At 72.7% G+C, this 24,396-nt stretch carries 30 protein-coding genes and 1 pseudogene; 20 read left to right on the forward strand and 11 right to left on the reverse strand.

What is annotated here, in order from left to right; all coding sequences use genetic code 11:
* The first annotated feature begins 161 nt into the window (after positions 1–161).
* The 4 genes from O7635_RS36010 to O7635_RS36025 are packed head-to-tail and all read left to right on the forward strand — an operon-like array spanning position 162 to position 3,350.
* Complete coding sequence (locus tag O7635_RS36010) at positions 162–1,229, forward strand: ABC transporter substrate-binding protein (protein WP_278084953.1); 1,068 nt, start codon at positions 162–164, stop codon at positions 1,227–1,229.
* Complete coding sequence (locus tag O7635_RS36015; RefSeq protein ID WP_278084954.1) at positions 1,226–2,017, forward strand: ABC transporter ATP-binding protein; 792 nt, start codon at positions 1,226–1,228, stop codon at positions 2,015–2,017. Before O7635_RS36010 ends, O7635_RS36015 begins: the two co-directional genes overlap by 4 nt.
* On the forward strand, positions 2,007–2,873 hold the full coding sequence (locus tag O7635_RS36020; RefSeq protein WP_278084955.1) for an ABC transporter permease: 867 nt from the start codon (positions 2,007–2,009) through the stop codon (positions 2,871–2,873). The genes O7635_RS36015 and O7635_RS36020 overlap by 11 nt, the downstream gene beginning before the upstream one ends.
* 6 nt (positions 2,874–2,879) lie before the next feature.
* A complete protein-coding gene (locus O7635_RS36025) occupies positions 2,880–3,350 on the forward strand; it encodes an Rrf2 family transcriptional regulator (protein WP_278084956.1) in 471 nt (156 codons plus the stop codon).
* 293 nt (positions 3,351–3,643) lie between these two features.
* Here O7635_RS36025 and O7635_RS36030 read toward each other — a convergent pair whose 3' ends face one another.
* The 3 genes from O7635_RS36030 to O7635_RS36040 all read right to left on the reverse strand — a co-directional run bounded on the left by O7635_RS36030 (position 3,644) and on the right by O7635_RS36040 (position 6,825).
* On the reverse strand, positions 3,644–4,780 hold the full coding sequence (locus O7635_RS36030; protein ID WP_278084957.1) for a putative sulfate exporter family transporter: 1,137 nt from the start codon (positions 4,778–4,780) through the stop codon (positions 3,644–3,646).
* 130 nt (positions 4,781–4,910) lie between these two features.
* Positions 4,911–5,483, reverse strand: a complete 573-nt coding sequence (locus O7635_RS36035) for a peptidoglycan-binding domain-containing protein (protein WP_278084958.1) — start codon at positions 5,481–5,483, stop codon at positions 4,911–4,913.
* Positions 5,484–5,550: 67 nt separating this feature from the next.
* The gene (locus O7635_RS36040) at positions 5,551–6,825 is read right to left on the reverse strand and encodes an FAD/NAD(P)-binding protein (RefSeq protein ID WP_278084959.1); all 1,275 of its coding nucleotides are present in this window, start codon (positions 6,823–6,825) and stop codon (positions 5,551–5,553) included.
* Between the two features lie 70 nt (positions 6,826–6,895).
* Here O7635_RS36040 and O7635_RS36045 point away from each other — a divergent pair, with 70 nt between their 5' ends.
* The 4 genes and pseudogenes from O7635_RS36045 (at position 6,896) to O7635_RS36060 (ending at position 8,449) form a co-directional block, all read left to right on the forward strand.
* Entirely contained in the window at positions 6,896–7,378 is a 483-nt protein-coding gene (locus O7635_RS36045) for a selenium-binding protein SBP56-related protein (RefSeq protein ID WP_278084960.1), read from the forward strand.
* Positions 7,375–7,494 (forward strand): annotated as a pseudogene (locus tag O7635_RS36050) (hypothetical protein); the annotation flags it as partial. The gene O7635_RS36045 and the pseudogene O7635_RS36050, both read left to right, overlap by 4 nt.
* Before the next feature lie 74 nt (positions 7,495–7,568).
* Positions 7,569–7,808 carry a selenium-binding protein SBP56-related protein gene (locus O7635_RS36055; protein ID WP_278084961.1) on the forward strand — a complete coding sequence of 80 codons (240 nt, stop codon included), beginning with the start codon at positions 7,569–7,571 and terminating at the stop codon, positions 7,806–7,808.
* Complete coding sequence (locus O7635_RS36060; protein ID WP_278084962.1) at positions 7,805–8,449, forward strand: hypothetical protein; 645 nt, start codon at positions 7,805–7,807, stop codon at positions 8,447–8,449. Before O7635_RS36055 ends, O7635_RS36060 begins: the two co-directional genes overlap by 4 nt.
* Here the strand turns inward: O7635_RS36060 and O7635_RS36065 are convergent.
* Entirely contained in the window at positions 8,439–8,930 is a 492-nt protein-coding gene (locus O7635_RS36065; protein WP_278085666.1) for a septum formation family protein, read from the reverse strand. The two genes, O7635_RS36060 and O7635_RS36065, sit on opposite strands and share 11 nt — an antisense overlap.
* Positions 8,931–8,991: 61 nt before the next feature.
* On the opposite strand from O7635_RS36065, the gene O7635_RS36070 reads away from it, so the two are divergent.
* From O7635_RS36070 to aroQ, 6 genes are all read left to right on the forward strand, one after another.
* Positions 8,992–9,765 (forward strand): GNAT family N-acetyltransferase, encoded by a 774-nt coding sequence (locus tag O7635_RS36070; RefSeq protein WP_278084963.1) that lies wholly within the window; start codon positions 8,992–8,994, stop codon positions 9,763–9,765.
* Positions 9,766–9,774: 9 nt separating this feature from the next.
* Positions 9,775–10,668, forward strand: coding sequence for a DMT family transporter (locus O7635_RS36075; protein WP_278084964.1), 894 nt, complete (start codon positions 9,775–9,777; stop codon positions 10,666–10,668).
* A 6-nt stretch (positions 10,669–10,674) separates the two neighbouring features.
* Positions 10,675–11,427, forward strand: coding sequence for a MerR family transcriptional regulator (locus tag O7635_RS36080; RefSeq protein WP_278084965.1), 753 nt, complete (start codon positions 10,675–10,677; stop codon positions 11,425–11,427).
* Between the two features lie 10 nt (positions 11,428–11,437).
* On the forward strand, positions 11,438–11,911 hold the full coding sequence (locus O7635_RS36085) for a YbaK/EbsC family protein (protein WP_278084966.1): 474 nt from the start codon (positions 11,438–11,440) through the stop codon (positions 11,909–11,911).
* A 148-nt stretch (positions 11,912–12,059) separates the two neighbouring features.
* Positions 12,060–13,592 carry a glucose-6-phosphate dehydrogenase gene (zwf, locus tag O7635_RS36090; RefSeq protein ID WP_278084967.1) on the forward strand — a complete coding sequence of 511 codons (1,533 nt, stop codon included), beginning with the start codon at positions 12,060–12,062 and terminating at the stop codon, positions 13,590–13,592.
* Entirely contained in the window at positions 13,589–14,044 is a 456-nt protein-coding gene (aroQ, locus tag O7635_RS36095) for a type II 3-dehydroquinate dehydratase (protein WP_278084968.1), read from the forward strand. Before zwf ends, aroQ begins: the two co-directional genes overlap by 4 nt.
* On the opposite strand, the gene O7635_RS36100 is transcribed toward aroQ, so the two are convergent.
* The 3 genes from O7635_RS36100 to O7635_RS36110 form a co-directional block, all read right to left on the reverse strand.
* Positions 14,037–15,200: a CaiB/BaiF CoA-transferase family protein gene (locus tag O7635_RS36100; protein ID WP_278084969.1), complete on the reverse strand. Its 1,164-nt coding sequence runs from the start codon at positions 15,198–15,200 to the stop codon at positions 14,037–14,039. The two genes, aroQ and O7635_RS36100, sit on opposite strands and share 8 nt — an antisense overlap.
* A gap of 12 nt (positions 15,201–15,212) precedes the next feature.
* Complete coding sequence (locus O7635_RS36105) at positions 15,213–15,584, reverse strand: hypothetical protein (RefSeq protein ID WP_278084970.1); 372 nt, start codon at positions 15,582–15,584, stop codon at positions 15,213–15,215.
* A 343-nt stretch (positions 15,585–15,927) separates the two neighbouring features.
* Positions 15,928–16,650 (reverse strand): class I SAM-dependent methyltransferase, encoded by a 723-nt coding sequence (locus O7635_RS36110; RefSeq protein WP_278084971.1) that lies wholly within the window; start codon positions 16,648–16,650, stop codon positions 15,928–15,930.
* 66 nt (positions 16,651–16,716) lie between these two features.
* On the opposite strand from O7635_RS36110, the gene O7635_RS36115 reads away from it, so the two are divergent.
* Complete coding sequence (locus tag O7635_RS36115; protein WP_278084972.1) at positions 16,717–17,748, forward strand: SAM-dependent methyltransferase; 1,032 nt, start codon at positions 16,717–16,719, stop codon at positions 17,746–17,748.
* Here the strand turns inward: O7635_RS36115 and O7635_RS36120 are convergent.
* Positions 17,745–18,620, reverse strand: a complete 876-nt coding sequence (locus O7635_RS36120; RefSeq protein WP_278084973.1) for an LLM class F420-dependent oxidoreductase — start codon at positions 18,618–18,620, stop codon at positions 17,745–17,747. The genes O7635_RS36115 and O7635_RS36120 overlap by 4 nt on opposite strands.
* A 97-nt stretch (positions 18,621–18,717) precedes the next feature.
* Here O7635_RS36120 and O7635_RS36125 point away from each other — a divergent pair, with 97 nt between their 5' ends.
* Complete coding sequence (locus tag O7635_RS36125; RefSeq protein WP_278085667.1) at positions 18,718–19,059, forward strand: YciI family protein; 342 nt, start codon at positions 18,718–18,720, stop codon at positions 19,057–19,059.
* Between the two features lie 64 nt (positions 19,060–19,123).
* Positions 19,124–19,951 (forward strand): alpha/beta hydrolase, encoded by an 828-nt coding sequence (locus tag O7635_RS36130; protein ID WP_278084974.1) that lies wholly within the window; start codon positions 19,124–19,126, stop codon positions 19,949–19,951.
* A gap of 12 nt (positions 19,952–19,963) precedes the next feature.
* Here O7635_RS36130 and O7635_RS36135 read toward each other — a convergent pair whose 3' ends face one another.
* Positions 19,964–20,152: a ribonuclease gene (locus tag O7635_RS36135; protein ID WP_278084975.1), complete on the reverse strand. Its 189-nt coding sequence runs from the start codon at positions 20,150–20,152 to the stop codon at positions 19,964–19,966.
* 34 nt (positions 20,153–20,186) lie between these two features.
* Entirely contained in the window at positions 20,187–21,287 is a 1,101-nt protein-coding gene (locus O7635_RS36140) for an L-dopachrome tautomerase-related protein (RefSeq protein ID WP_278084976.1), read from the reverse strand.
* A 125-nt stretch (positions 21,288–21,412) separates the two neighbouring features.
* Between O7635_RS36140 and O7635_RS36145 the strand changes: the two genes are divergently transcribed.
* From O7635_RS36145 to O7635_RS36155, 3 genes are read left to right on the forward strand one after another with little or no spacing between them, the layout of a single operon-like run.
* Positions 21,413–22,594 carry a PLP-dependent aminotransferase family protein gene (locus O7635_RS36145; protein ID WP_278084977.1) on the forward strand — a complete coding sequence of 394 codons (1,182 nt, stop codon included), beginning with the start codon at positions 21,413–21,415 and terminating at the stop codon, positions 22,592–22,594.
* The gene (locus O7635_RS36150) at positions 22,591–23,004 is read left to right on the forward strand and encodes a cupin domain-containing protein (RefSeq protein ID WP_278084978.1); all 414 of its coding nucleotides are present in this window, start codon (positions 22,591–22,593) and stop codon (positions 23,002–23,004) included. Before O7635_RS36145 ends, O7635_RS36150 begins: the two co-directional genes overlap by 4 nt.
* Positions 23,001–23,786 (forward strand): SDR family oxidoreductase, encoded by a 786-nt coding sequence (locus O7635_RS36155; RefSeq protein ID WP_278084979.1) that lies wholly within the window; start codon positions 23,001–23,003, stop codon positions 23,784–23,786. Before O7635_RS36150 ends, O7635_RS36155 begins: the two co-directional genes overlap by 4 nt.
* Here O7635_RS36155 and O7635_RS36160 read toward each other — a convergent pair.
* Positions 23,783–24,334, reverse strand: a complete 552-nt coding sequence (locus O7635_RS36160) for an Lrp/AsnC family transcriptional regulator (RefSeq protein WP_278084980.1) — start codon at positions 24,332–24,334, stop codon at positions 23,783–23,785. The two genes, O7635_RS36155 and O7635_RS36160, sit on opposite strands and share 4 nt — an antisense overlap.
* Positions 24,335–24,396: the final 62 nt, after the last annotated feature.

The following is a 24,396-nucleotide window of genomic DNA, read 5'->3' on the forward strand; positions in this document are numbered from 1 at the left end:
AAAACTTAAGAAGCGGCTAAGCGCGGCTAATGCCGAGCGGCAAGTAACTCTCCGCCGTCGATCCCCCGCTCCCAGATGGTGGACGTCACCTTGACGCGGGCCACCCACCTAACCCACTCTTCCTATCAATCAAGTAGGAAAACAATGGATTGGATAGGGCGATGCCTCTCCCCCTGCGCAGGCTCGGCAATCTGGCCGCCGTCGCGATCGTGGCCGCCGCGACGCTCGGGACCGCCGCCGCGTGCGGCGGCGACGACGCGTCCGGCGGCAGCGGCACCGCGAGCGACCCGGTCACGCTCCGCCTCGGCTACTTCCCCAACATCACGCACGCGCCGGCGATCGTCGGCGTCGAGAAGGGCATCTTCGCCGACAAGCTCGGCACCGGCGTCACGCTCGAGACCAAGACCTTCAACGCCGGACCGGAGGCCGTCGAGGCCGTCTTCTCCGGCGCGCTCGACGCGACGTACATCGGTCCCAACCCGACGGTCAACGCGCACTCCAAGTCGAAGGGCGAGGCGGTCCGGGTGGTCTCGGGCGCCGCGTCGGGCGGCGTGGCCCTCGTGGTCAAGGCGGAGATCACGTCGGCGGAAGGACTGCGCGGCAAGAAGATCGCGACCCCGCAGCTCGGCAACACCCAGGACGTGGCGGTGCGCTACTGGCTCAAGGAGAAGGGCCTGACCACCACCAAGGAGGGCGGCGGCGACGTCAAGATCGTGCCGCAGGCCAACTCGCAGACGCTCGAGACGTTCCGCAGCGGCGCCATCGACGGCGCCTGGGTGCCGGAGCCGTTCGTCTCCCAGTTGGTCAACGCCGGCGGCAAGGTGCTGGTCGACGAGCGCGACCTGTGGCCCGGCGGCAAGTTCGTCATCACCAACCTGATCGTCAGCACGAAGTTCCTCGAGGCCCACCCCGAGGTGGTGCAGAAGCTGGTCGACGGCCAGGTGGCCGCCAACGACTTCGTCAACACCAAGCCCGACGAGGCGCAGCAGGCCATCTCCACCCACATCGGCAAGATCACCGGCAAGCCGCTGGACGTGAAGCTGATCAAGCAGGCCTGGACGACCCTGGAGTTCACCGACGACCCGATCGCGTCCTCGCTGAAGGCCGGCCTCGACCACGCGGTCGCCGTGGGCCTGACCGAGCCGGTCGACCTGGCCGGGCTCTACGACCTGAGCTACCTCAACACGGCGCTCAAGGCGCAGGGCCAGACCGAGGTCCCGCTGCCGTGACGACGACGGCCAACCCGGGGAGCGCGACCGCCGCGGTCGCGCTCTCCGGCGTGACCAAGGTGTACGGACGCGGCACGGACGCGGTGGTCGCGCTCGACCGGGTGTCCCTCGACGTGGCGCCCGGCGAGTTCGTCTGTCTCGTCGGCGCCTCCGGGTGCGGCAAGAGCACCCTGCTCAACCTCGTCGCCGGCCTCGACCGCGTCAGCGGCGGCGGGATCCAGGTCGCCGGCGACGCCCGACCCGGCCTGATGTTCCAGGAGCCGGCGCTGTTCCCGTGGCTCACGGTCGGCGCCAACGTCGAGGTCCCGCTCAAGCTGCGCGGCCTGCCGGGCCCGGAGCGCAAGGCCCGGGTCGCCTCGCTGCTGGACACCGTCCACCTGGGCGAGTTCGCCAGACGGCGACCGCACGAGCTGTCCGGCGGCATGCGGCAGCGGGTGGCGCTGGCCCGCACGCTGGCGTTGGACACCCCGGTGCTGCTGATGGACGAGCCGTTCGGCGCCCTCGACGCGATGACCCGCGACATCCTGCACGACGAGCTCGAACGGCTGTGGACCGCGCGCAACGCCGCCGGCCAGCCGCTGACCGTCCTGTTCGTCACGCACAACGTACGCGAGGCGGCCCGGCTCGCCGACCGCATCGTGCTGCTCTCCAGCCGGCCCGGCCGGGTCATCTACCACACCCCGGTGGACGTGACCCGACCGCGCCGGATCGACTCCCCCGAGGTGGCGGCGGTGGCCGCCGACGTCACCGACCGGCTCCGTGCGGAGGTGGGCCGCCATGGCCACTGACCTTGCCCGCGACAACGACACCATCTCGGGCCTCGACGCGCTCGAGATCGCCAGCCAGCAGAAGGTGCCCGGCCGGGCGTCCCGCGTCTGGGCCGCGACCTGGCCCAAGCTGACCGCGCTGGCGTTGGCCCTGGCGATCTGGCAGGTCGTGGTCTGGAGCGGTTGGAAGCCGGAGTACGCGCTGCCGGGCCCCGCCACCGTCGGCTCCGACCTGTGGACCTATGTCACCAGCTCCGCCATGTGGGAGGGCCTGCTGATCACGGCCCGCCGCGCCGGCATCGGGTTCGGGGCCGCGATCGTGGTCGGACTCCTGCTCGGCCTCGGCGTGGCCCGGGTGCGCGTGCTGCGCGCGGCCCTCGGCTCGATGATCACCGCGTTGCAGACCATGCCGTCGATCGCCTGGTTCCCGCTGGCGATCCTGCTGTTCCAGCTCAGCGAGCAGGCCATCTTCTTCGTCGTGGTGCTCGGCGCCGCGCCGTCGATCGCGAACGGCGTCATCCACGGCGTCGACTACGTGCCGCCGTTGCTGCTGCGGGCGGGCCGCAACCTGGGCGCCCGTGGGCTCAACCTCTACCGGTTCGTCATCGCGCCCGCCGCGCTGCCGGCCATCGTGGCCGGGCTCAAGCAGGGCTGGGCGTTCGCGTGGCGCAGCCTGATGGCCGGCGAGCTGCTCGTGGTCATCGCCAGCACGACATCGGTGGGCGTGCAGCTGACGTACGCCCGCGAGCTGTCCGACGCGCCGCGGGTGATCAGCGTGATGATCGTCATCCTGCTGCTCGGCCTCGGCGTCGACGCGCTCTTCAACCAGGCCGACCGGGCGATCCGCCGGCGCTGGGGCCTGCTGGACCGGGGGTGAGCCGGGATGCAGGTCTCGGCCCGCACCGACTACGCGCTCCGGGCGATGCTCGCGGTGGCCGACGCTCCCGGGCTCGTGACGGCGGCCGCGTTGGCCCGGGCGCAGCAGATGCCGCCCGCGTTCCTCCAGAGCATCCTCGGTGACCTGCGCCGGGCGGAGCTCCTGCACGGCCGGCGCGGCGGCGGCTACACGCTGACCCGGCCGGCGGCCGAGATCACCGTCGGCGACGTGGTGCGGGCGGTGAACGGCGCGCTGACCACGGTGCGCGGATTGCCGACGGAGACGGCCGCCTACCCGCCCGCCGCGGCCGCGCTGCGCGACGTCTGGCTGGCCGTGCACGACCGGATCGCCGACGTGGTCGACCGGACCACGCTGGCCGACCTGCTCAGGCCGGTGCCGTCGCGCGGGCCAGCCGGGGCAGCGGGAACTCACCCACCCGGCAGGCCTCCCCGAGGCGCGGCCAGCCCGACCGGATGACGCCGCGCGGAGGCGCTCCTCGACCTCGGCGCAGCTGCCGACCAGCGCGGTGCCGGCGCCCGCGCGGACCAGGCCGACGCCGGCGTTCCAGGCGTGGACCGTGGTCAGCAGGCCCCGACTCCGACCTGGGTGGGATAGCCCAGCGTGCCCGCGCGGGCGGGTCGGCGCCGGCCGTCGTGGTCGGGGGCCGCACCTGCTGGCCGTCGGCGACGGGCAGAAACCAGCGGAACGCGTTGGTCCGGTCCTTTGTGGATGACGGGGCCCCACCACCCCGGCAGGGCCCCGGCTCGCGGTCAGACGGTGAAGTCGGCGAACAGCAGGGCGGCCAGGGCGAGCGCCAGGCCGATGTTGACGACGGTGGCGCTGGCGAACACCGTGATCGGCCGCCAGCCGGCCTCGCGCAGCGCGGTGAGCCGGAACTCGAGGCCGATGCTGACGAACGCGAGGATCAGGAACCACGTGCGGAAGTTCGTCGCCACGGCCTGGGCGGCGGTGTTGTCGGCGGCGCTGACCGTGTTGGCGAACCACGTGCCCAGCACCGACGCGGCCACGAAACCGAGCACGAACTTCGGGAAGCGCCGCCACAGCTCGCCGGCGCCGGGGCGGGCGGAGTCGGCCGTACGCTCGACCTTGAAGGCGAACCACGCGGTCAGCGCGACGGCGACGATGCCGATCAGCGCGTTCTGGGTGACCTTGACGATCGTCGCGATCTTCAGCGCGTCCTCGCCCGCTAGCGTGCCGGCGGCGGTGACGGCCGCGGTGGTGTCGATGTTGCCGCCGATCCAGGCGCCAGCCACCGCGTCGGAGAGCCCGAAGACGCCGGCGAGCCACGGCAGCAGGAAGATCGACGGAAGCGCGAAGACGATGACCAGGCTCGCCGCGTACGCCAGTTGTTCGCGCTTGGCCCGCACCGCGCCGGCGGCGGCGATCGCGGCGCTGACACCGCAGATCGAGACCGCCGAGGCGAGCAGCGCCCGCAGCTTGTCGTCGAGGCCCAGCCGGCCGCCGAGCCACCAGGTGAACAGGAAGACGCCCGAGATCAGCAGCAGCGCCTGGACGATCGCGGGGCCGGCCGCGGTGACCAGCAGCGAGAGGTTGATCGAGACGCCGAGCAGGACGAGCCCGGTCTTGATGAAGAACTCGGTGCGGAAGGCCGGCGCGACCCGGTCGCGCACCCCGGTGGCGGTGATGAGCGCGTTGCCCAGCAGGCCGATCACGATGGCGTAGACCGGGTACTCGACGGACTTGGCGACCCGGCTCAGGCTCGTGTCGGCGAGCCAGCCCGGGACGTTCTTGTCCAGATATTTGGTCAACCAGGCCAGCGTGAGCACCAGCACGAGGCCGGCCCCCACCCAGGCCCAGTCGACCTTCCGCTCCTCCGTCTCGGCCGGGACGCCGGCCAGCGCCTCGGTCTCGTTGACGGTGGTCACTGCAGGATCCCCTTGCTGATCACGCCGGTCAGGATCAGGACCAGCAACACCAGACCCACCACAGTGGCCGCCCAGTCCTCGCTGAGTCTGCTCATCACACCTCTCCCTCTTAACCTATCGGATTGATAGGTTAACTAGGATCGATGCGCGCGGCAATCCCCTCAGCAGTACTCGGACATCCGGGTGTTGTAGGCGGTCGCCCACACCCGGCCGCCGGACCACAGGAACGCCTCGTAGTAGCCGTTGCCGAGCCGGCGGAACGACAGGACCTGCACCTGGTTGGGCGAGTCCAGACGATGTCCTCGTAGCCCACGGTCGTGCCCTGCAGCCGCAGGTAGTTGTCGGCCTTGCTCCACGTGTTGGGCCCCACGATGCCGTCGGCGCTGAGTCCGTAGCGGCGCTGGAAGCTCCTGGTGCCGGCCTCGGTGCCTGGCCCGAACCGGCAGTCGATGCCGCTGTTGTCGATGAAGCCCTCGGCGGCGAGAATCGTCTGCCACAGCGCGACCGCGGTGCTGTTGCGGTACGGGCCGGTGCGGCTGAGCGTCGCCTCGTCGCCGAAGTCGTCCGTCACCGCGCCGGCGCCCGAGATGACCCCCTGCGCGGCCGACGCGTGCGCGGGTGACGGGGTCGTCAGGCCCGCGACCAGCAGCACGAGCACGCCGGCCGCGGCGACCAGCGTGCGGCGCCGTTCGAGAAAACTCATAGGAACCCTTCCTCCATGAACAAAGTGACCGAACTATATATTGTTGTCGATCATTGGAGTCCGGGCGTCAGGCCGCGTGGGTGGCGGGTGGGTCGGCGAGGCGGGCCGCGACGGCGTACGCCTGGGTGCGGATCTCCGGAATGGCCGTTGTCTCCCACCAGCGGCCTCGGCGGAGGCTGCCCAGCACGTGCAGGCCCTCGACCGGACTGCCGTCGCGGCCGGTCGGGTGGCCCGCCGCGTCGACGTCGATGCCCAGCCCGAGCGGGTCCGCGCGGGCCAGCCCGTCGGCGACCAGGGTGCGGACCAGGGACAGGCCGGCCGGGTGGCCCGGACCCGTGCAGTTGACGACCGCGTCGAAAGGCCAGGGCCCCGAGTCGCCGACGGTCACCTCGAAGCCGCGTGGCACGGTGCGGATGTCGGTCACCCGGCCCGCGGCGACGACCAGCGCGCCCGACGAGCGCGCCGCCGCGATCGTGGCCGCCACCGGCGGGGCGCAGCGGTGCCGGTGCACCTCCCACCAACGGGCCAGGTGGCGCAGGAAGCGGCGTCGCTCCTCGTCGGTCAGGCCGGCCCAGACCTCGTCGACCCGCGGCCGCAGCGCGTCGACGGTGGCCCGCCAGTCGGTGCTGCGGCGCAGTTCGCGCAGCAGCGCGCGCAGCCCCGGCGGAAGGTCGGCCGACAGCGCCACCGGGGCCGCCTGATCGGTGTGCGCCCGGGGCAGCAGCCCGTGGCGGGAGACCGCGACGATCCGGCCCGTGTGGCCGCGGGCGAGCAGGGTGAGCACCGCGTCGACCGCGGTCAGGCCGGTGCCGAGCAGCAGGACGCGGTCCGGTGCGGCGATCCGGTCGAGGGCGCCGGGCGTCCAGGGCAACGGCACGTAGCCGGGCGCCCGACGCACGCCGACCGCGGCCGCGGCCGGGAAGACCGGCGGGGGTGGGCCGAGCGCCAGCACCACGTCGGAGGCCCGCCGGGTGGTGCCGTCGCTCAGCTCGACCGCCCAGCGCCCCGCCCCCGCCGGCCGCACCCGCAGCGCACGCCGGGCGATGTGCGGCACCGCACCGAGCCGCTGCGCCAGATAGTCGCCGTAGCCGCCGCGTGGCTGGAACGAGTCGCCGCTACATCGGGCCCAGGCGGCGAAGTCGCCGGGCGCGCAGGGGTCGACCGACATCGAACCCGCGCGGGAGTTGAGCAGGTGGCTCGGCTCGCGGGTGGCATAGGCTGAGCCCGGCCCCAGCGCGGCGGCGGGGTCGACGACGACCACCGGGCGTCCACTGTGCCGGCTGACGGCGATCGCCGCCAGGGCTCCGGCCGGACCACCGCCGATGACGATCACTGGCTCCATAGCGCACCACCGCCCTAAAATCCTATAGACATAGTAGGTTATCGGCGGACGCCGACAGAGGAGTGCCGCGATGCCGTTGTGGAAGCCCGACCCGACCTTCTACCCCTCGCCGCGCCAGGCGGTCGGCGCGCCGGCCGAAAAGCTGGCCTACGTCGCCGCGTTCGACCGGTCCGCCGAGAAGCCCGACGCCATCGCGGTGCTCGACGTCGACGAGACGTCCGACAGCTACGGCCGCGTCGTCGGCTGGACCGATCTGCCCTACAAGGGCGACGAGCTGCACCACTTCGGCTGGAACGCCTGCAGCAGCGCGCTCTGCCCCTCGTCGCCGCACCCGCACGTCGAGCGCCGCTACCTGATCGTGCCCGGGCTGCGCTCGTCGCGGATCTACGTGCTCGACACCAAGGACGACCCGCGTGCGCCCAGCATCGTGCGCACCATCGAGCCCGCCGAGCTGGCCAGGGCCGGCTACTCCCGGCCGCACACCGTGCACTGCGGCCCCGAGGGCATCTACGTCTCCAACCTCGGCGGCGCCGACGGCGCGGAGGCTCGATGATCGAGGACGGGCTGGTCGGCGAGCTGCTGCTCGGCCGGAAGTACGGCCACGCGATCCACTTCTTCGACCTGCGCAAGCGCCGCCACCTGCAGACCCTCGACCTCGGCGACCAGCACCAGATGGCGCTCGAGCTGCGCCCGGCCCACGACCCGACGATGGAATACGGCTTCGTCGGCGGCAGATGGTCGAGGTGTCCCGCGACGGTCGCCGGGTCTACGTCACCAACTCGCTCTACGGCGCGTGGGACGACCAGTTCTTCCCCGACGGCGTGGGCGCCTGGGCCGCCCGCCTCGACGTCGATCTCGACAACGGCGGCATCACGCCCGATCCCCGGTTCTTCCCGCACGGCGACGACTTCCGCGGGTTGCGCGTGCACCAGACGAGGCTGCAGGGCGGAGACGCCTCGTCGGACTCATACTGCTTCCCGTGAGTTGGGTGGAGATCGCGACCCTCGCCGGCCTCGGAGCGTTCCACGGCCTCAACCCGGGCATGGGGTGGCTGTTCGCGGTCGCCATCGGGCTGCAGGAGCGGTCCGCCGTGGCGGTGGTCAAGGCGCTGGTCCCGATCGCCGCCGGCCACGCGCTGTCGGTGCTGGTCGTGGCCGGGCTCGTCGAGGGCCTGCGGTCGGTGCTGGCGACCCGCGTGGTCGCGATCGCCGGCGGTCTCGTGCTGGTCGGCTTCGGACTGTGGCGGGCGCTGTCCCGCCGGCACTTCACCTGGGCCGGCATGCGGCTGACACCGTGGCAGCTGACCGGCTGGTCGTTCCTGATGTCGTCGGTGCACGGGGCCGGTCTGATGCTCGTGCCCGTGCTGGTCGCCAACCCGCCGCCCGGCCTGCACCAGGACCACGTGCTGCACGCCCCGGCCGACCCCAGTGCCCTGCTCTGGCAGGGTCTCGCGGCGACCACCGTGCACACCGTGGCCATGGTCACGGCGGCGGGGGCGGTCGGGCTGCTCGTCTATCGGGTGCTGGGGCTCGAGGTGCTCCGCCGCGCCTGGGTCAACCTCGATCTGGTGTGGGCGGTGGCGCTGATCGGCTCGGGCGCCGCCGCGGTCGCCCTCACCCTTTGAGCGAGCCGGTGCGCTTGGCCGTCGGGTCGGTGGCCACGCAGGTGACCCCACGATCGCCCGAGGTCCACGACAGCTGGCTCGGGTGCAGGTAGAACAACTCCACCTTGTCGTCGGCGACCGACGACGGCGCGTAGGTCTCGAACCGCTTCAGGCACTCCTGCTGCGCCTGCCGCCCCAGCGCCGCGTCGCCCGGGTAGGGCCCGGCCGGCAGCGCGAAGATGGCGAACACCTCGCCCTCGTGCGGCTGCTCGCACGGCAGCACCGGCAGCCCGGCCAGGTCGTCCGTCTCCTTGAGACCGTCGACACAGTGGCCGACGGCCAGCTTGGCCGCCGACACCTCGCCACCCGACGCGGAGTCGCCCGCGTTGCCGAGGGCGACCGCGGCGCCGACGACCGCCGCCACGACGATGACCACGGCGAACAGCACGCCGAAGACCAGCAGGCCGCGGGCGGGCGCCGGTGGGGGTGACGGTTGCGACATCACGCGCGGGAAGGTAGCACCGCGACGGGTGCCGGGCGAGCCTTGTGACACGATCGCGGCCATGTTGCGCAGCGTCCACGACCGCGCCGAGCTTGCCGCGTTGCTTCGCAAGGACGCCGCTCTGCACGCGTACGAGCTGGGCGACCTCGACGACTTCTTCTGGCCGTACACGACCTGGTATCGCCTGCGGGACACGCTGGCGCTGCTCTATCACGGCCAGCCCACGCCGACGCTGCTCGCCTTCGGCGCCGACGAGCCGCTGGGCGACCTGCTCGCCGCGCTGCGCCCGCTGCTGCCGCGCGCCTTCTACGCCCACCTCTCCCCCGGCGCCGGTGTCGCGCTCGCGCCCGCGTACACCAGGGAGCACGACGGCGGGCCGCACCTGAAGATGGCGCTGGGCGGCGCGCCGCTCGGCCCGGCGGAGGGCGAGCCGCTCGGCCCGGCCGACCTGGCGGAGCTGGAGGACCTCTACGCGGCGGCGTACCCCGGGAACTGGTTCGACCGCCGCATGCTGGAGACGGGCCAGTACGTCGGGATCCGCCGCGCGGGCCGGATCGTGGCGGTGGCCGGTGTGCACGTGTGGTCGCCGGTCTACCGGGTGAGCGCGATCGGCAACGTCACCGTCCACCCGGACCGGCGCGGTCAGGGACTGGCCCAGCGGGTCACCGCCGCCCTCTGCCACCGGCTGCGCGCGACCACCGACGTGGTCACCCTCAACGTCAAGACGGACAACGCCGCCGCCGTGGCCGCGTACCGGAAGATCGGCTTCACCACCGTGGGCCACTACGAGGAGGCCACCTACGTTTCGGCCAGCGCCGAAGGATCCCGCGCCTAGCGTGACGGCGTGAAGATCGTCGCCGCCATCGCCACCACCGTCTTTCTCTGGGCCTCCGCGTTCGTCGCCATCCGCCACGTCGGCGCCGACGTCCGCCCGGGCGCGCTGGCCCTGGGTCGCCTCCTCGTCGCGGCCGCCCTGCTGGGCGTGCTGGTCGCGGCCGGCGGACCGCGATGGCCGGACCGGTCCGCCTGGCCGCGCCTGGCGATCTGCGGTGTCGCCTGGCTCGGCGTCTACAACGTCGCCCTCAACGCGGCGGAGCGCCGGGTCGACGCCGGCACCGCCGCCATGGTGGTCAACCTCGGGCCGGTGCTGATCGCCGTGCTCGCCGGGCTGTTCCTGGGCGAAGGCTTCCCGCGGACCCTGCTGCTCGGCGTGGCCACCGCGTTCGCCGGCACCGTGCTGATCGGGGTCGCCGCCGCCGGCGAGGCCCGGGCCGACCCCTGGGGCGTGGTGCTGTGCCTCGTCGCCGCGGCCGGCTATGCGGTCGGGGTGGTCGCCCAGAAGCCGCTGCTGGCCGGCGGTGACGCGCTCACCGTCACGTTCCTGGTCACGGTGGTCGGCGCCGCGGCCTGCCTGCCGTTCGCGGGTCAGCTCGTCGCCGATGTCCGCGACCCGGCCACCGCCGCCTGGGTGGGCTACCTCGGCGCCGGGCCGACCGCGCTGGCGTTCACCACCTGGGCGTACGCCCTGGCCCGGACCGACGCCGGCCGGCTCGGCGCCACCACGTACCTCGTACCCCCGCTGGTGGTCGTGCTCGCGTGGGTGACGCTGCGCGAGGTGCCGGCAGTCCTCGCCCTCGTCGGCGGCCTGCTCTGCCTCGCCGGCGTCGCGGCGGCCCGGACGAAGCGCTTGACCCCCACGCGACGTGAGGGTGTTGAGTTGACGGCGGAGAGGGGGTGAGTCGCGATGGGTTACCTGGTCAGCCAGGTCGCGGCCCTGGCCGGTGTCACGGTGCGCACGTTGCACCACTACGAGACGACCGGGCTGCTCGTGCCGGGTGAGCGGACGGCCGCGGGCTACCGCGTCTACTCCGACGCCGACCTGGAGCGGCTGCAGCAGATCCGGTTCTACCGGGAGCTGGGCTTCAGCCTCGACGAGATCGCGTCGTTGCTGGACACCGCCGATCCGCGGGAGCACTTCCGCCGCCAGCACCGGCTGCTGCTGGAGCGGATCAAGAAGTTGTCCGAGATGGTGACCGCCATCGAGTTCGCAATGGAGGCACAGAAAGTGGGGGTGAACCTGACACCCGAGGAGCGGTTCGAGGTCTTCGGTGACTTCGAGCCCGAGCAGTACGCCGAGGAGGCCGAGGAACGCTGGGGCGGCACCGACTCGTACGCCGAGTCGCAGCGCCGCACCGGTCGCTACAGCAAGGCCGACTGGCTGCGGTTCCGCGCCGAGAGCGAGGACTGGGGCCGCCGGCTCGTCGCGGTGATGGACGGCGGGCTGCCGGCCGACGGTCCGGAGGCGATGGACCTCGCCGAGGAGCACCGCCAGCAGATCAGCCGCTGGTTCTACGAGTGCACCTTGGAGATCCACACCGGCCTGGCCGACATGTACGTCGAGGATCCGCGGTTCACGGCGTACTACGAGAAGATCAAGCCGGGTATGGCACGTTTCCTCAACGAGGCGATCCACGCCAACGCGGTGGCAAGGTCATAACCTTGGCCACATGAGTGGTCGCGCGGTCGAAGCCCTCGAGAACGCCGGAGTGGCGCACCGGGTCGTCAACCACGGCCCGGTGCGCAGCCTCGCCGAGGCCGCCGCGGCCCGCGGGGTCGAGATCCCCGACGTCGTCAAGACCATCGTCGTGCGTCGGGGCGAGGGCGACTTCCTGTTCGTGCTCGTGCCCGGCGACCGGGTCATCTCGTGGCCCAAGCTCCGCACGCTGCTCGGCGTGAGCCGGTTGTCGATGCCCGACGCGGCGACCGCGTTCGACGCGACCGGCTACGAGCGGGGCACGATCACCCCGTTCGGCTCGCTCGTGCCCTGGCCGGTGATCGCCGACGAGCGGATGGCGGGCCGGGAGATCACCCTCGGCGCCGGCGAGCACGGCGTGGCGGTGGCCGTCGACGCGGACACGGCCGTGCGCGTGCTGGGCGCGACCGTCGCCGACGTGTCAGATCCGGAGCAAACCGCTTCATAACCCCTCGTTCACGGCGAGTTCCGGCGGAAGCGATAGGTTCGAAGAGGTGTCCGTCCCACATCGGCGCGCGCCGCTCCGCATGGGGCGCGTGGGCCGGTAGCGTTCTGCGGGGCGCTGCGCGCCGACGACCGCGACACGAGGGGTACGCATGACAAGCGACCTTGGCCCGGGCAACGAGATCCGGATCAACGGAGACGGCGGCGACGATCGCAAAGCGCCGCCCGGGGTCGTGGTGATCTTCGGCGCGTCCGGCGACCTCACCGAGCGCAAGCTGATGCCGGCGCTGGCCCGGCTCGCGCAATATAAGCGGCTGCCCGACGAGTTCCGCCTCGTCGGCGTCGCCCGCAGCCACCTGTCCGACGACGAGTTCCGCAAGCGCTTCCCCGCCGGGCCGGCCGCCGAAGCGCCGGGCCTGGTGGAGAGCATGCGCTACGTCAGCGGCGCCTACGACGACCCGCAGACCTACGCGCGCCTGCGCGACCTGCTCGACGAGTTCGACACCGACGCTGGCACGGCCGGCAACCGGCTGTTCTACCTCGCCACCCCGCCGCAGGCGTTCGTGCCGATCATCGAGAACCTGGCCGCGGCGGGTCTCAACCAGCCCGGCTCGCCGGACGGCTCGGCCCGGCTCGTGATCGAGAAGCCCTACGGCCACGACGAGGCCAGCGCCCGCGACCTCGACCACCGGATCCACGCCGGTTTCGAGGAGAGCCAGGTCTTCCGGATCGACCACTACCTCGGCAAGGACACCGTGCAGAACGTGATGGCGCTGCGGTTCGCCAACACGATCTTCCAGCCCATCTGGAACCGCACGTGGATCGACCAGGTGCAGATCACGGTGGCCGAGACGCTCGGCGTCGGCACCCGCGGCGGCTTCTACGAGCACGCCGGCGCGATGCGCGACATCGTGCAGAACCACGTGCTCCAGGTGCTCGCGCTGGCCCTGATGGAGCCGCCGGCCTCGTTCGCGCCCGAGGCGCTGCGCAACGAGAAGGTCAAGCTCCTGCAGTCGATCCGGCACCCGTCCGACGGCGACATCGACCGCATCGCGGTCCGCGGGCAATACACGCGCGGCGGCACCAGCGGCGACCTGATGCCGGGCTACCGCGAGGAGCAGGGCGTCGACCCGCTGTCGCGCACCGAGACCTATGCGGCGATGCGGCTCGACGTCGACAACTGGCGCTGGGCCGGCGTGCCGTTCTACGTGCGCACCGGCAAGCGGCTGCCGCGCCGGGTCACCGAGGTCGTGCTGCAGTTCACCCGGCCGCCGCACCTGCCGATCAGCGCCGCCCAGGTGACCGGGCTGCAGCCCGACGCACTGATCCTGCGCATCCAGCCCGACGAGGGCATCACGCTGCGGTTCGGCGCCAAGGTGCCCGGCCACTCCTTCCGGGTGCGCACCGCCACGATGGAGTTCTCCTACGAGTCGACGTTCCGCGAGGAGTCGCCGGAGGCCTACGAGCGGCTCCTGCTCGACGCCCTGATCGGCGACCCGACGCTGTTCATCCGCTCCGACGAGGTGCTGCAGAGCTGGCGCATCGTCGACCCGATCATCGAGCACTGGGCCGAGAGCACCGGCCGGATCCCGCTCTACGAGGCCGCGTCCTGGGGCCCCGACGAGGCCGACCAGCTGCTCGCCCGCGACGGCCGGGCCTGGCACAACCCGGGCGGGCGCCGGTGACCTCGGTCTACGTCCTCAACGGGCCCAACCTCAACCTGCTCGGCACGCGGCGGCCCGAGGTCTACGGCAACACGACGCTGGCCGACGTCGAGGACCTGTGCCGCCAGGAGGCCGGCAATCTCGGGCTGGAGCTCGAGTTCCTGCAGTCCAACCACGAGGGTCAGCTGATCGACTGGGTGCACGAGGCCGGCGCCCGCGTGGCGACCGGCGAGTGCCTCGGCGCGGTGTTCAACCCCGGCGCCTACACGCACACCTCGATCGCCCTGCACGACGCGATCGAGGGGGCCGCCCTGCCGGTGGTCGAGGTGCACATCTCCAACGTGCACGCCCGCGAGGAGTTCCGGCACCGGTCCTACGTCTCGCCGGTCGCCCGCGGGGTCGTGGTGGGTTTCGGCGTCTACGGCTACGTGCTGGCGCTGCAGGGGCTGCACCACGCGCTGACGGTCAGCTAGCCACCACGCCCTCGGCGTGCAGGGCGGCGCACTCGTCGGCGGAGAGGCCCAGCTCGGCCAGGATCGTGGCGGTGTGCGCGCCGGCGCGCGGCGCCGGGCCGGGCAGCGGCGGCGCCTCCGGCACGGCGGCCGGGTCGGCGGTGAACCGCGGCGTCGGCGTCACCTGCGTGCCGCCGGGCCGGTCGGGCACGGGCGCGTAGAGGTCACGGGCCGCCGCCTGCGGCGCCACCGGCGCCTCCCCCAGCTCCAGCACCGGCGTCACGCACGCGTCGGTGCCGGCGAACCGTTGCGCCCACTCGTCGCGGGTGGCCTCCGCGAACGCCGCGGTCAGCGCCGCCCGCAACGCCGGCCAGCGCGCCGGGTCGCGGTGTGCGGCCACCAGGTCGGGCTCGTCGCCCAGGCCGAGCCCGGCCAGCAGCGCCAGGAAGAACCGCTGCTCGATCGAGCCGACCGCGACCCAGCCGCCGTCCGCGCAGCGGTAGACGTCGTAGTAGGGGCAGCCGGTGTCGATCAGGTTGGTGCCCCGCTCGTCGGACCAGCGCCCGATCGCCCGGAAGCCCTGCACCATCGCCAGCAGCGAGGTCGTGCCGTCGTGCACGTTGGCGTCGACCACCCGGCCGCCGCCCGCCCAGAGCGCGCACATGATGCCGTAGACGAGGTAGAGCGAGCCGCCGCCGAAGTCGCCGACCAGGTTCATCGGCGGCTGGGGCGGCCCGCCGGCCCGGCCGATCGCGGCGAGCGCGCCGGTCAGGCTGATGTAGTTGATGTCGTGCCCGGCCGCCCCGGCCAGCGGGCCGGACTGCCCCCAACCGCTCATCCGGGCGTAGACCAGGCTCGGCCGGACCGCGAGGCACGGCACCGGCCCGATGCCCAGCCGCTCCGCGACCCCAGGCCGGAAACTTTCCACGAGTACGTCGGCCCGGGCCACCAGTCGCAGCAGCACCTCGACGCCCGCGGGCGCCTTGAGATCGAGCGCGATCGACCGCCGGCCCCGGTCGACCACCGGGTTGAGCAGGTATTCCGCGGGCGGTCCGGCGATCCGGTCGACCCGGATCACGTCGGCGCCCATGTCGGCGAGGAGCATCGCGGCGTGCGGCGCCGGACCGATGCCGGCGAGTTCGATGACACTCAAGCCGGTGAGCGGGCCACTGGACATGGACGGTTGGCCTTAAGCTGAAGGGACTGGGGCCGGGCGTCGGGACGGGCGTCCGGCCCCAGGCCCGCGTGGCCGGGTCAGGCGCAGGCACCGCACGCCGAGATGCAGCAGCAGGCCATAGCCGGGCAGCGGGGTCACCGCGTCCCGCCAGGAGAGCCCGCCGGGCGCGCCCAGCATCAGGAAGACGCTGCTCACCATCATCCCGAGCACGGTGGCGACCGCGGCGGCGCCGACGACCCGCACCAGGGCGAGCGGCGAGGCCGCGCGCCGGGCCAGCCAGCGCAGCACCAGCAGGGCGACCGCGAAGCCGACCCCCGCGGCGACCAGGAAGATGTCGGTGGCGTGGGCCAGGTTGTAGGTAGCCGGGCCCCGGCACGACGCCACTGCTGCCGGCGCGCCACACCAGCGTGGTCCCGGCCATCACCAGCGGCAGCGCGACCGCGAACACCCAGGCGGTGCGCCAGGCCTGCGCCACGGCGAGCTCGGCCTGGAAGTCCGGTGCCACGTCGGGCACCGCACCGAACTCGGCGACCGCCTGCCGCTCGGCGTCGGCCGGGCTCACCCCGGGCGACTCCGCGCGCATCGCGTCGGCCGCGTCGTGCAGCCCGGCCCGGACCTCGACGATCATGTCGGCCTTGCGCCGGCGCGGCCCGTGCAACCGGCGGTCGAGCTCACGCACGTAGCTGTCGATCGCCGTCACGCGATCCATTGTGCCGGGTTTTCCGGTTCAGCGGGTGCGGGCCTGGTAGAGCTCCGTGTCGACGGCGACGCGGACCTCGCCGTCGAGGCGGGCCAGGATGTCGGCGAACAGGGCCGATCGGGTCTCCGGCGGCAGGGCCGCGTACGCCGATCGGGTGGCCAGGGTGGCGACGAAGTCCACGGTGGGCAGTGCCACCTGCCAGCGGTAGACGTGCGAGTCGCGGTGGGCCAGGCCGTGGATGCCCGGCCAGGGCGGCGGGTCCGGCAGCATCTGCCGGTCGAAGGGGATCCGCGGCGCGTGGGCGCGGTGCGCGGCCCGGATCTCCTCGCTCACCGCCTCGTCGATGGTGCGTTCCCTGTTCCAGAACAGGGCGATCACCCCGCCGGGGGTGACCGCCTCGGCCGCCTTGCGCCAGCGGACCGCCGGGTCGACCCGGTGCCAGGCCTGGGCGCTGAACAGCAACCCGAAGCGGCGTTCCGGCGTGTAGCCCTCGAACCTGCCGACGTGCACCGTGACCGGCGCACCGGCCACCCGGCGGCGCAGCACGGCGGCCAGCCGTTCGTTGGGTTCGACCGCGGTGATCGGCACGCCCCGGGCGACGAACTTCATCGTCGCCCGGCCGCTGCCGGCACCGACCTCGAGGGCCGGCCGGCCGTCGAGCCGGGCGTAGGCCAGGACGTCGCCGACCAGTTGGTCCGGGTAGCCGAGCCGGAGCCGGTCGCGGCGTAGCCGCTCTGGCACTTCTGTCACCCGTCGTACCTATCATCCCGACCGCCATCCGCGCGATCCGGTACCGAACACTAAAATCGGCGGACCATGCGCTACGCGATGTTGATCCTGCCGTCCGCCAACCGGGTCTACGCCGACTCGGCCGTCGACCTCACCGCCGCCGAGCTGGAGATCTTCGCCGGCGCGGTGCTCGCCGGCGGGGTCGCCGACATCGCCGCCGAGGAGATCGCCGGTGTCCCCTACGTGACCTTTTCCGCGTCACTCGATGAGCGCGACACCCGGTTCCTGGCCAACCTGTCGTCGATCTACGCGCTGTTCGCGGTCGAGGGCGACCTGCTGCGCCCGATCGCGCTGCGTCGGCTGGACCGCTTCGACGACGACCTCGTCACCATCCCGAAGTACGCCGGCAAGACCAACGAGCAGTTCACCAAGCTGCTGCTCAACACCACCCTGATGGGATCGGCGTTCGCGGGCGGGATGCTCGACCGGCGGCTCACGGTGTTGGACCCGCTGGCCGGCCGCGGCACCACCCTCCACCAGGCGATGATGTACGGCTACGACGCGTACGGCGTGGACCGCGACCAGAAGGACTTCGAGGCGTACGGCGCGTTCATCCAGCGCTGGCTCAAGGAGAAGCGGGTCAAACACAAGGCCGAGCAGGGGCCCGTGCGGCGCAACCGGCAGGTGGTCGGCCGCCGGTTGCAGATCACGCTGGCCGCCAGCAAGGCCGACTACAAGGCGGCCGACACCCAGCGGATCGACATGGTCAACGCCGACACCACCCGGACGCTGGAGTTCTGGAAGCCGGGCTCGGTCGACCTCGTGGTCGCCGACGCGCCCTACGGCGTGCAGCACGGCAGCCGCACCGCCGAGCGGGGCCTGGCCCGCGGCCCGCTGGAGCTGCTGCGGGCGGCCGCGCCGGTCTGGGCCGGCGTGCTGCGCCCCGGCGGCGCGCTCGGCCTGTCCTGGAACACGTTCGTGGCCGACCGGGCGGACGCGGCCGCGGTGCTCGCCGACGCCGGGCTCGAGGTGCTCGACACGCCGGCCCACCGTCGCCTCGCGCACCGCGTCGACCAGGCCATCCGCCGCGACGTTCTGGTCGCCCGCAAGGGCGGCTAGCCGATCTCCGCCAGGCGGGGCACCACCCTCTCGCAGAACTCCGCCGTCCAGGCGACGGGATCGGGGCCGTGCGGCACCATCTCGACCAGCTCGACGCCGAGCTTGACGTAACCCTCCATGTCGGACAGGAACTGGTCGGTCTCGCTGACCGGCTTGCCGCGGCCGATGATGGTCCGCTGGATCTCGCTCGGGTCGCGGCCGACCGCCGCGCAGTGCTCGTCCAGCACCCGGAGCTTGTGCGCGATCTGCTCGTGGCTCTCGGCGAACAGGTTGCAGGCGTCCGCGTACCGCGCGACCAGGCGCAGTGTCTTCTTCTCGCCCATGCCGCCGACCAGGATGCGCGGGCGGGGGTCGGAGATCGGCGGCGGCACGCAGATGGTCTCGGCCAGCCGGTAGTGCCGGCCCTCGAACGGCCCGTCCTCCGGCGACCACATCTGCCGGCAGATCCGCAGCGTCTCCTCGAGCCGCTCGAACCGCTCGGCGACCGGCGGGAACGGGACGCCCAGGGCCCGGTGCTCGCGCTCGTACCAGGCGGCGCCGACGCCGAGTGTCGCGCGGCCGCCGGAGAGCACGTCGAGCGTGGTGACGGTCTTGGCCAGCAGCCCGGGATGCCGGTAGGTCACGCCGGTGACCATCAGGCCGAGGTTGATCTGCCTGGTCAGTCCGGCGAGGAAGCCGAGGGCGGTGTAGCCCTCGAGCATGGGGTCGCGCGCGCCGCCACCGACGTGCTCCATCTGGAACCAGTGGTCCATCAGGGTGAACGTGGCGCAGTTGCCCTCGTCGGCCGTGCGCGCCGTCGCCGCGAGCACGGGTGCGAGCGACTCCGGGCCGCCCGGCAGGCTGAAGTTGATGAAGTGGACACCAGCGAGCATCGGGGGGTCATCCTCCTGGGGGGTCGGTAAACCGACGTTATCCCCGCGAACGACCGGCCGCGACCGACGACGTCTATCGTTGGCGGCCGTGAAGTACATGCTGCTGATCTACAACAACCCGGCCGCCATCGAGGCGCTGTCCGAGTCGGAGCGCACCGCGCTGTTCGCCGACGTCGACGAGATCATGGCGGAGCTGACCGCCTCCGGCGAGCTCATCCGGGGCGAGGCCCTGGCCGCGCCGGCCAAGACGGTGCGCCTGCGCGGCGGTGTCGCGGCCACCACCGACGGCCCGTTCCTGGAGGCGAAGGAGCAGTTCGCCGGCTACATCGCGGTGGACGTCGCGAGCGAGGAGCGCGCGCTGGACATCGCCGGCCGCTGGCCGGACGCCCGCTGGGGCGCGATGGAGGTCCGGGAGATCATCGGCGGCGCCGAGGCCTGAGCCTGTCGAAGCCGCATCGGCGGCTCCGACGTGTCATCCGAAGCACCCGCCCATTGGAGGACACATGTCGACGCTCGACGTTCCCGGCGCCACCCTTTACCACGAGGTCCGCGGCAGCGGCCCGACCCTGCTGCTGATCTGCGGCGGGGTCTACGACGCGGCCGGCTACGCGGGCCTGGCCCGCGCGCTGGCCGACCGCTTCACGGTGGTCACCTACGACCGGCGCGGCAACTCGCGCAGCCCGCTGGCCGGCCCGCCCGGCCCGCAGTCGCTGCCGCAGCACGCCGACGACGCGGCCGCGCTGCTGGCCGAGGTCGGTGGCGGTCCGGCGCACGTGTTCGGCAACAGCTCCGGCGCGATCATCGGCCTCGACCTGGCGGCCCGGCATCCGGCGCTGGTCGACACGCTCGTCGCGCACGAGCCGCCGCTGTTCGACCTGCTGCCGGAGCGGGCCGCGTTCGCGGCCATGATCGACGAGGTGGAGCAGACGTACGCCGCCGAGGGTCCGGTGGAGGCCAACGCGGTGCTCCAGCGCGGCCTCGACATGGGCCCAGCCGACGACGAGCGGGCGCCCGGCGGCGGGCCGGCCGAGGCGCCCGACCCGGAGACGCTGGCGATGTTCGGCCGGCTGGAGCAGAACTTCGCGTTCTTCATCGGCCACGAGGTCCCGCCGTTCAACCGCTACGTCCCGGACTACGACGCGCTGCGGGCCGGCCCGGTGCGGATCGTGCCGGCGGCCGGCGAGGCGTCGGTGGGCCAGCCGCCGCACCGCGCGGCGCAGGCGCTCGGCGAACGCCTCGGCGTGCCGGTCGCGCCGGTGCCCGGCGACCACGGCGGCTTCGGCCAGCAGGTGCCGGCCTTCGCCGCCCGGGTCGCCGAACTGTTGCGTTAGTCCGTCTCGGGGCTAGTCCGTCTCAGGGATGCCGGGGCCGACCTCGCCGCGCTGGAGTCGCTCCTCGTTGCGGTCGGCCTCGCTGTCCGCGTGCTCGGCGGCCTTGCCCGGGTCGGTGGTCTGCCGTCCCTCGGCGTCCTGGAACACCGCGCCCTGCTCGAGCGCCTCTTCCTGCCGGCTCTGCTCAGGTATGTCGGTCACGGCGGTCCCACTACCCGGGCCGGCGCGCCGCAAACTACGGCCGCAGCAGGACGGGACCCGCGTCGATCGGGATCCGGAACAGGGCGTACGGCGGTTGGCGCAGGTCCTTGCCACCGTTGTAGTCGGGCTGCCGGTGCAGCTGGTTGGCGGTCACGTAGAGGTGGCCGTCGGTCGCCACCGACATCGTGTCGGGCCAGAGCAGCCGCGGGTCGTGCACGAGCGTGTCGAAGACGCCGTCCGGGTGCAGGCGGAAGATCGCGTTCTGCTCGTACGCCGTGCAGTAGACCCGTCCCAGCTCGTCGCTCTCCAGGCCGTCGCCGCCGCTGCCCCGGTCGCCGTGGTCGACGACGGTCTCGGCGACCCGGTCGTCGTCGAGCGAGCGGTCGCAGAGCGCGTCGACCGACACGCTGTAGAGCCGCCGGGACATCAGCGGGCAGTAGTAGAGCCGTAGGCCCTCCGGCGAGATCGCGATGCCGTCGCTGCCCATGGTCACCGCGGTGGGCTCGCCGTCGGCCGGTCGCTTGAGGAAGTGCCGCCCCTCGACGACCGGGCGGGACTCGCGCGGCGGCACGGCCCTGGTCGACGGGTGGTCGTGCAGCCGCCGCCACGACTCGCCGGTGGCCAGGTCGACCACGATGATGCCGTTGGACCCGTGGGCCTCGGCGGAGTCGGTGATGAAGGCGATGCCCTCGTCGCCCCGGCGCAGGTCGAAGCGGACGTCGTTGAGGTAGGTGCTCGGCAGCGCGACGTCGGTCGGGAACGTGATGACCTGGCCGACGGCGTTCGAGTCGAGGTCGACCCGGACCAGCTTCGGGCCGCCGTGCCGGGTCGGCTTGAACAGCGGCGAACCGGTGTCGAGCACCCACAGCCGGTCGAGCGGGTCGACGACGACCGACTGCACCGACACGAACGCGTGCCGGTCGTCGTCGGCGTCGGGCTGGTTCCACCCCTCGTCGGGGAACGGCACCCGCTCGCCGTCGCGGAGCTCGACGACGGTGGCGGGCACGTCGTCGCCCCACTTCGGGTGGTTGAGGAAGATCCGGCCGGTCTGCGAGACGGTGACACCGGTCGGCATCGGCGGGTCGAAGGTGGCGACCAGCTCGAGGTCGCCCAGCGGTTGGTCGGTGCGGGTCATACCTGCCCCGTACCCGCCTGCCGCCCGATTTATCGCCGTACCTGTAAGGCTGTCCTGGGCCTTTCTCTGACGGATGGCGCGATGTTAGGGTCACCGACCGAACGGTTGTTTACCCGGAGGCCGCCGTGACCGAACTCGACCTGCGCCTCGCCCGCCGCGCGGCCGGCAGCGGCGACGAGCTGAGCGCCATCCTGTCGTCGGTCAACGCACCCGGCATGATCACGTTCTCCGGCGGCTTCCCGGCACCTGACATCTTCCCGGCCGACTTCGTGCGCGAGCAGGCCGTGGCGGAGCTCGGCGGCGCGGCGGCGGTGGCGTTGCAATACACGCCGACGGAGGGCCTTGCCTCGTTCCGGGCCGTGCTCGCGTCGTGGGTCAAGGAGTCGCAGGGCGTCGCGCCCGACGACCTGATGGTGACCAGCGGGGGCATCGAGGCGCTCCAGCTGATCTGCCGCACGCTGCTCGACCCGGGCGACCGCGTGCTGGTCGAGTCGCCCACCTACCTCGGTGCGATCACCGCGTTCAGCGGCTTCGAGGCACGGATCGACGTCGTCGCCGCCGACCACGACGGCCTCGACCCCGACGCGCTGGCCGCGGCGCTGGCGACCGGCCCGGCGCCCAAGCTGCTCTACGTGATCCCGGACTTCCAGAACCCGACCGGGGCCTGGCTGTCGACGGAGCGCCGGCACGCGCTGGTGGCGCTGGCCCGGCGCCACGGGCTGCTGGTCGTGGAGGACGTCGCCTACCGCGAGCTGGGTTTCGCCGGCGAGCAGCGCCCGTCGCTCTACTCGCTGGCGCCCGACGTCGTGGTGCAGGTCGGGACGTTCTCGAAGATCCTGTTCCCGGGCGTCCGGCTCGGCTGGGCGGCCGGCCCACCGGCGCTGATCCCGCACCTGGTGCGGGCGAAGCAGAACTCCGACCAGTGCGCCGGCGGGTTCGGCCAGTGGCTGGCCGAGTCGTTCCTGCGCGACGGCCGGCTCGAGGCCCAGCTGGCCCGGGCCCGGGCCGCCTACGCCGCGCGCTGGGCGGCCATGTCGGCCGGGCTGACCACGCACCTGGGTCCGGAGTTCTCCTGGAGCGAGCCGCGCGGCGGCTTCTTCACCTGGGTGACCGGGCCGCCCGGCCTCGACACGGCCACCCTCCTCCCCCGGGCCCGCGAGTGCGGCGTCGCGTTCGTGCCCGGGGCCCCGTTCCACGCCGGCCGCGACGTGCACCACACGCTGCGCCTGGCGTTCAGCGCGACCACCCCCGACGAGATCGCCGAAGGCACCCGCCGGCTCGGCCTCGTGTTAGGAGCAGACCGATGACCAACGCGGAGAGCCACTTCGGCGGGGCGGGCGGCACACCGACCGCGGCCGGCCGGTTCGTCGACCCTTCGACGATCAAGCCGCACGAGATCCTGCCGGGCCTCGCGTTCCAGCCGGTGCTGGGCGAGAAGAGCCTGCTCAACGTGGTGCGCTTCGACGCGCACGCCGAGGCGCCGGTGCACCAGCACGAGGAGGAGCAGGTGGTGCTGGTCATCGAGGGCGAGATCGAGTTCGAGATCGACGGGGAAACGCGGACGCTCAAGCCGGGCGACGTCGCGGTGATCCCGTCCTGGGTGCCGCACGGCGCGCGTACGACGGGCACGCCCTGCGTCGAGGTCGACTTCTTCACGCCGCCGCGGGCGACGCTGCTCGACCAGGCCCGCGCGGCGCTGCACGAGGGCGACGCGTGAAGCTCGGCCTGACCGGGCGGCACGCGCTGGTCACCGGGGGCAGCAAGGGCATCGGTTACGCGGTCGCGGCCGAACTGCTGGCCGAGGGCGCGTCCGTGGCCATCTGCGCGCGCACGCCGGACGAGGTGGCGGCCGCGGCCAAGTCGCTGTCCGAAGTGGACGGCGCGGTCGTCTCCGGCCATGTCTGCGACGTGACCGACCCGGCGGCGGTCGAGGCGCTGGTGGCCGCCGTCGCCGCGGAGCACGGCGGCATCGACGTGCTGGTCAACAACGCCGGCGGCGCCCATCCCGGCGGCTTCGAGGACCTGACCGACGACGACTGGAAACGCGACCTCGACGTCAAGCTCTTCTCCCAGATCCGCTGCACGCGGGCGGCGTTGCCCCACCTGCGACGCAGCGCGGCGCCACGGGTCGTCAACGTCAACGCGGTGTACGCGCGCTATCCCGACCCCGCGTTCTTCGCCACCTCGGTCAACCGGGCGGCGTGCCACAACCTGACGAAGGTGCTGGCGCAGCAGTACGGCCCGGAGGGCATCCTGGTCAACAGCGTCAACATCGGCTTCGTGGTGACGCCACAGTGGGCCAACATCCGCGCGCGCCGCGCGCCGGAGCTCACCGAGGAGGAGTTCTTCGCCAAGCTCGCGGCGGACGAGGTGCCGCTGGGCCGGTTCGGCACGGTCGACGAGGTCTCCGGCCTGGTCGCGTTCCTGGCCGGCGACCGCGCCAGCTACATCACCGGCGCATCCATCGACGTCGCCGGCGGCATGGGGAAGTACAGCTAGCTTCGTTCGTCGCGGAGTTGGGCGATGAGGCCGTGGACGAAGTCCTTGCGGGGCGTCTCGGCCAGGCTGAGCAACGTCTCGGTGCGGGAGACGCCCGGGATCTGCCAGATGCCCTCCAGCAGGATCGTCCGCAGGTGGGCCTGGTCGCGCACGCGGAGCCGGGCCAGCAGATCGATCGAGCCGGTCACGACGCTGATCTCCTCGACCTCGGGGATCTCGTGCAGCGCGCGGATGATCGCGGCCTGGTCGGTGGCCGCGATGACGGAGAGGAAGACCTGCATGGGGAAGCCGAGCGCGGCCCAGTCGATGTCGGCCCGGTAGCCGCGGATCACGCCGAGCCGTTCGAGCCGGGCGATCCGGTCGCCCACCGCGGGCGGCGACATCTGCAGCTCTCGGGCCAGACCACGCTGGCTGGTGCGGGCGTCCTGCACGAGAAGCTCGAGCAGGCGCAGGTCGATCGCGTCGAGCGAGGCCGGCGCCGCCGGAGTGCTCACCACGTCTGCGATCGCCGCCAGCGGGCTGCGCTTCTTGTGCGGCTCTTCGGTCACGATCGGAACTATAGGCGACCGGCACCTGGATAGATCCAACCCGCTGCCGGGTTGACAAGTGT

The sequence above is a fragment of the Asanoa sp. WMMD1127 genome (assembly GCF_029626225.1).
Taxonomy (GTDB): domain Bacteria; phylum Actinomycetota; class Actinomycetes; order Mycobacteriales; family Micromonosporaceae; genus Asanoa.

Excerpts from the sequence above, each read along its gene's own strand:
- O7635_RS36150 (WP_278084978.1), top strand. The coding sequence starts at position 22,591 with ATGACCAACGCGGAGAGCCACTTCGGCGGGGCGGGCGGCACACCGACC.
- O7635_RS36035 (WP_278084958.1), bottom strand. The coding sequence starts at position 5,483 with ATGAGTTTTCTCGAACGGCGCCGCACGCTGGTCGCCGCGGCCGGCGTG.
- O7635_RS36120 (WP_278084973.1), bottom strand. The coding sequence starts at position 18,620 with ATGCTCGCTGGTGTCCACTTCATCAACTTCAGCCTGCCGGGCGGCCCG.
- O7635_RS36025 (WP_278084956.1), top strand. The coding sequence starts at position 2,880 with ATGCAGGTCTCGGCCCGCACCGACTACGCGCTCCGGGCGATGCTCGCG.
- zwf (WP_278084967.1), top strand. The coding sequence starts at position 12,060 with ATGACAAGCGACCTTGGCCCGGGCAACGAGATCCGGATCAACGGAGAC.
- O7635_RS36010 (WP_278084953.1), top strand. The coding sequence starts at position 162 with ATGCCTCTCCCCCTGCGCAGGCTCGGCAATCTGGCCGCCGTCGCGATC.
- O7635_RS36020 (WP_278084955.1), top strand. The coding sequence starts at position 2,007 with ATGGCCACTGACCTTGCCCGCGACAACGACACCATCTCGGGCCTCGAC.
- O7635_RS36070 (WP_278084963.1), top strand. The coding sequence starts at position 8,992 with ATGTTGCGCAGCGTCCACGACCGCGCCGAGCTTGCCGCGTTGCTTCGC.
- O7635_RS36100 (WP_278084969.1), bottom strand. The coding sequence starts at position 15,200 with ATGTCCAGTGGCCCGCTCACCGGCTTGAGTGTCATCGAACTCGCCGGC.
- O7635_RS36115 (WP_278084972.1), top strand. The coding sequence starts at position 16,717 with ATGCGCTACGCGATGTTGATCCTGCCGTCCGCCAACCGGGTCTACGCC.
- O7635_RS36085 (WP_278084966.1), top strand. The coding sequence starts at position 11,438 with ATGAGTGGTCGCGCGGTCGAAGCCCTCGAGAACGCCGGAGTGGCGCAC.
- O7635_RS36125 (WP_278085667.1), top strand. The coding sequence starts at position 18,718 with ATGCTGCTGATCTACAACAACCCGGCCGCCATCGAGGCGCTGTCCGAG.
- O7635_RS36065 (WP_278085666.1), bottom strand. The coding sequence starts at position 8,930 with ATGTCGCAACCGTCACCCCCACCGGCGCCCGCCCGCGGCCTGCTGGTC.
- O7635_RS36080 (WP_278084965.1), top strand. The coding sequence starts at position 10,675 with ATGGGTTACCTGGTCAGCCAGGTCGCGGCCCTGGCCGGTGTCACGGTG.
- O7635_RS36130 (WP_278084974.1), top strand. The coding sequence starts at position 19,124 with ATGTCGACGCTCGACGTTCCCGGCGCCACCCTTTACCACGAGGTCCGC.
- O7635_RS36140 (WP_278084976.1), bottom strand. The coding sequence starts at position 21,287 with ATGACCCGCACCGACCAACCGCTGGGCGACCTCGAGCTGGTCGCCACC.
- O7635_RS36040 (WP_278084959.1), bottom strand. The coding sequence starts at position 6,825 with ATGGAGCCAGTGATCGTCATCGGCGGTGGTCCGGCCGGAGCCCTGGCG.
- O7635_RS36045 (WP_278084960.1), top strand. The coding sequence starts at position 6,896 with ATGCCGTTGTGGAAGCCCGACCCGACCTTCTACCCCTCGCCGCGCCAG.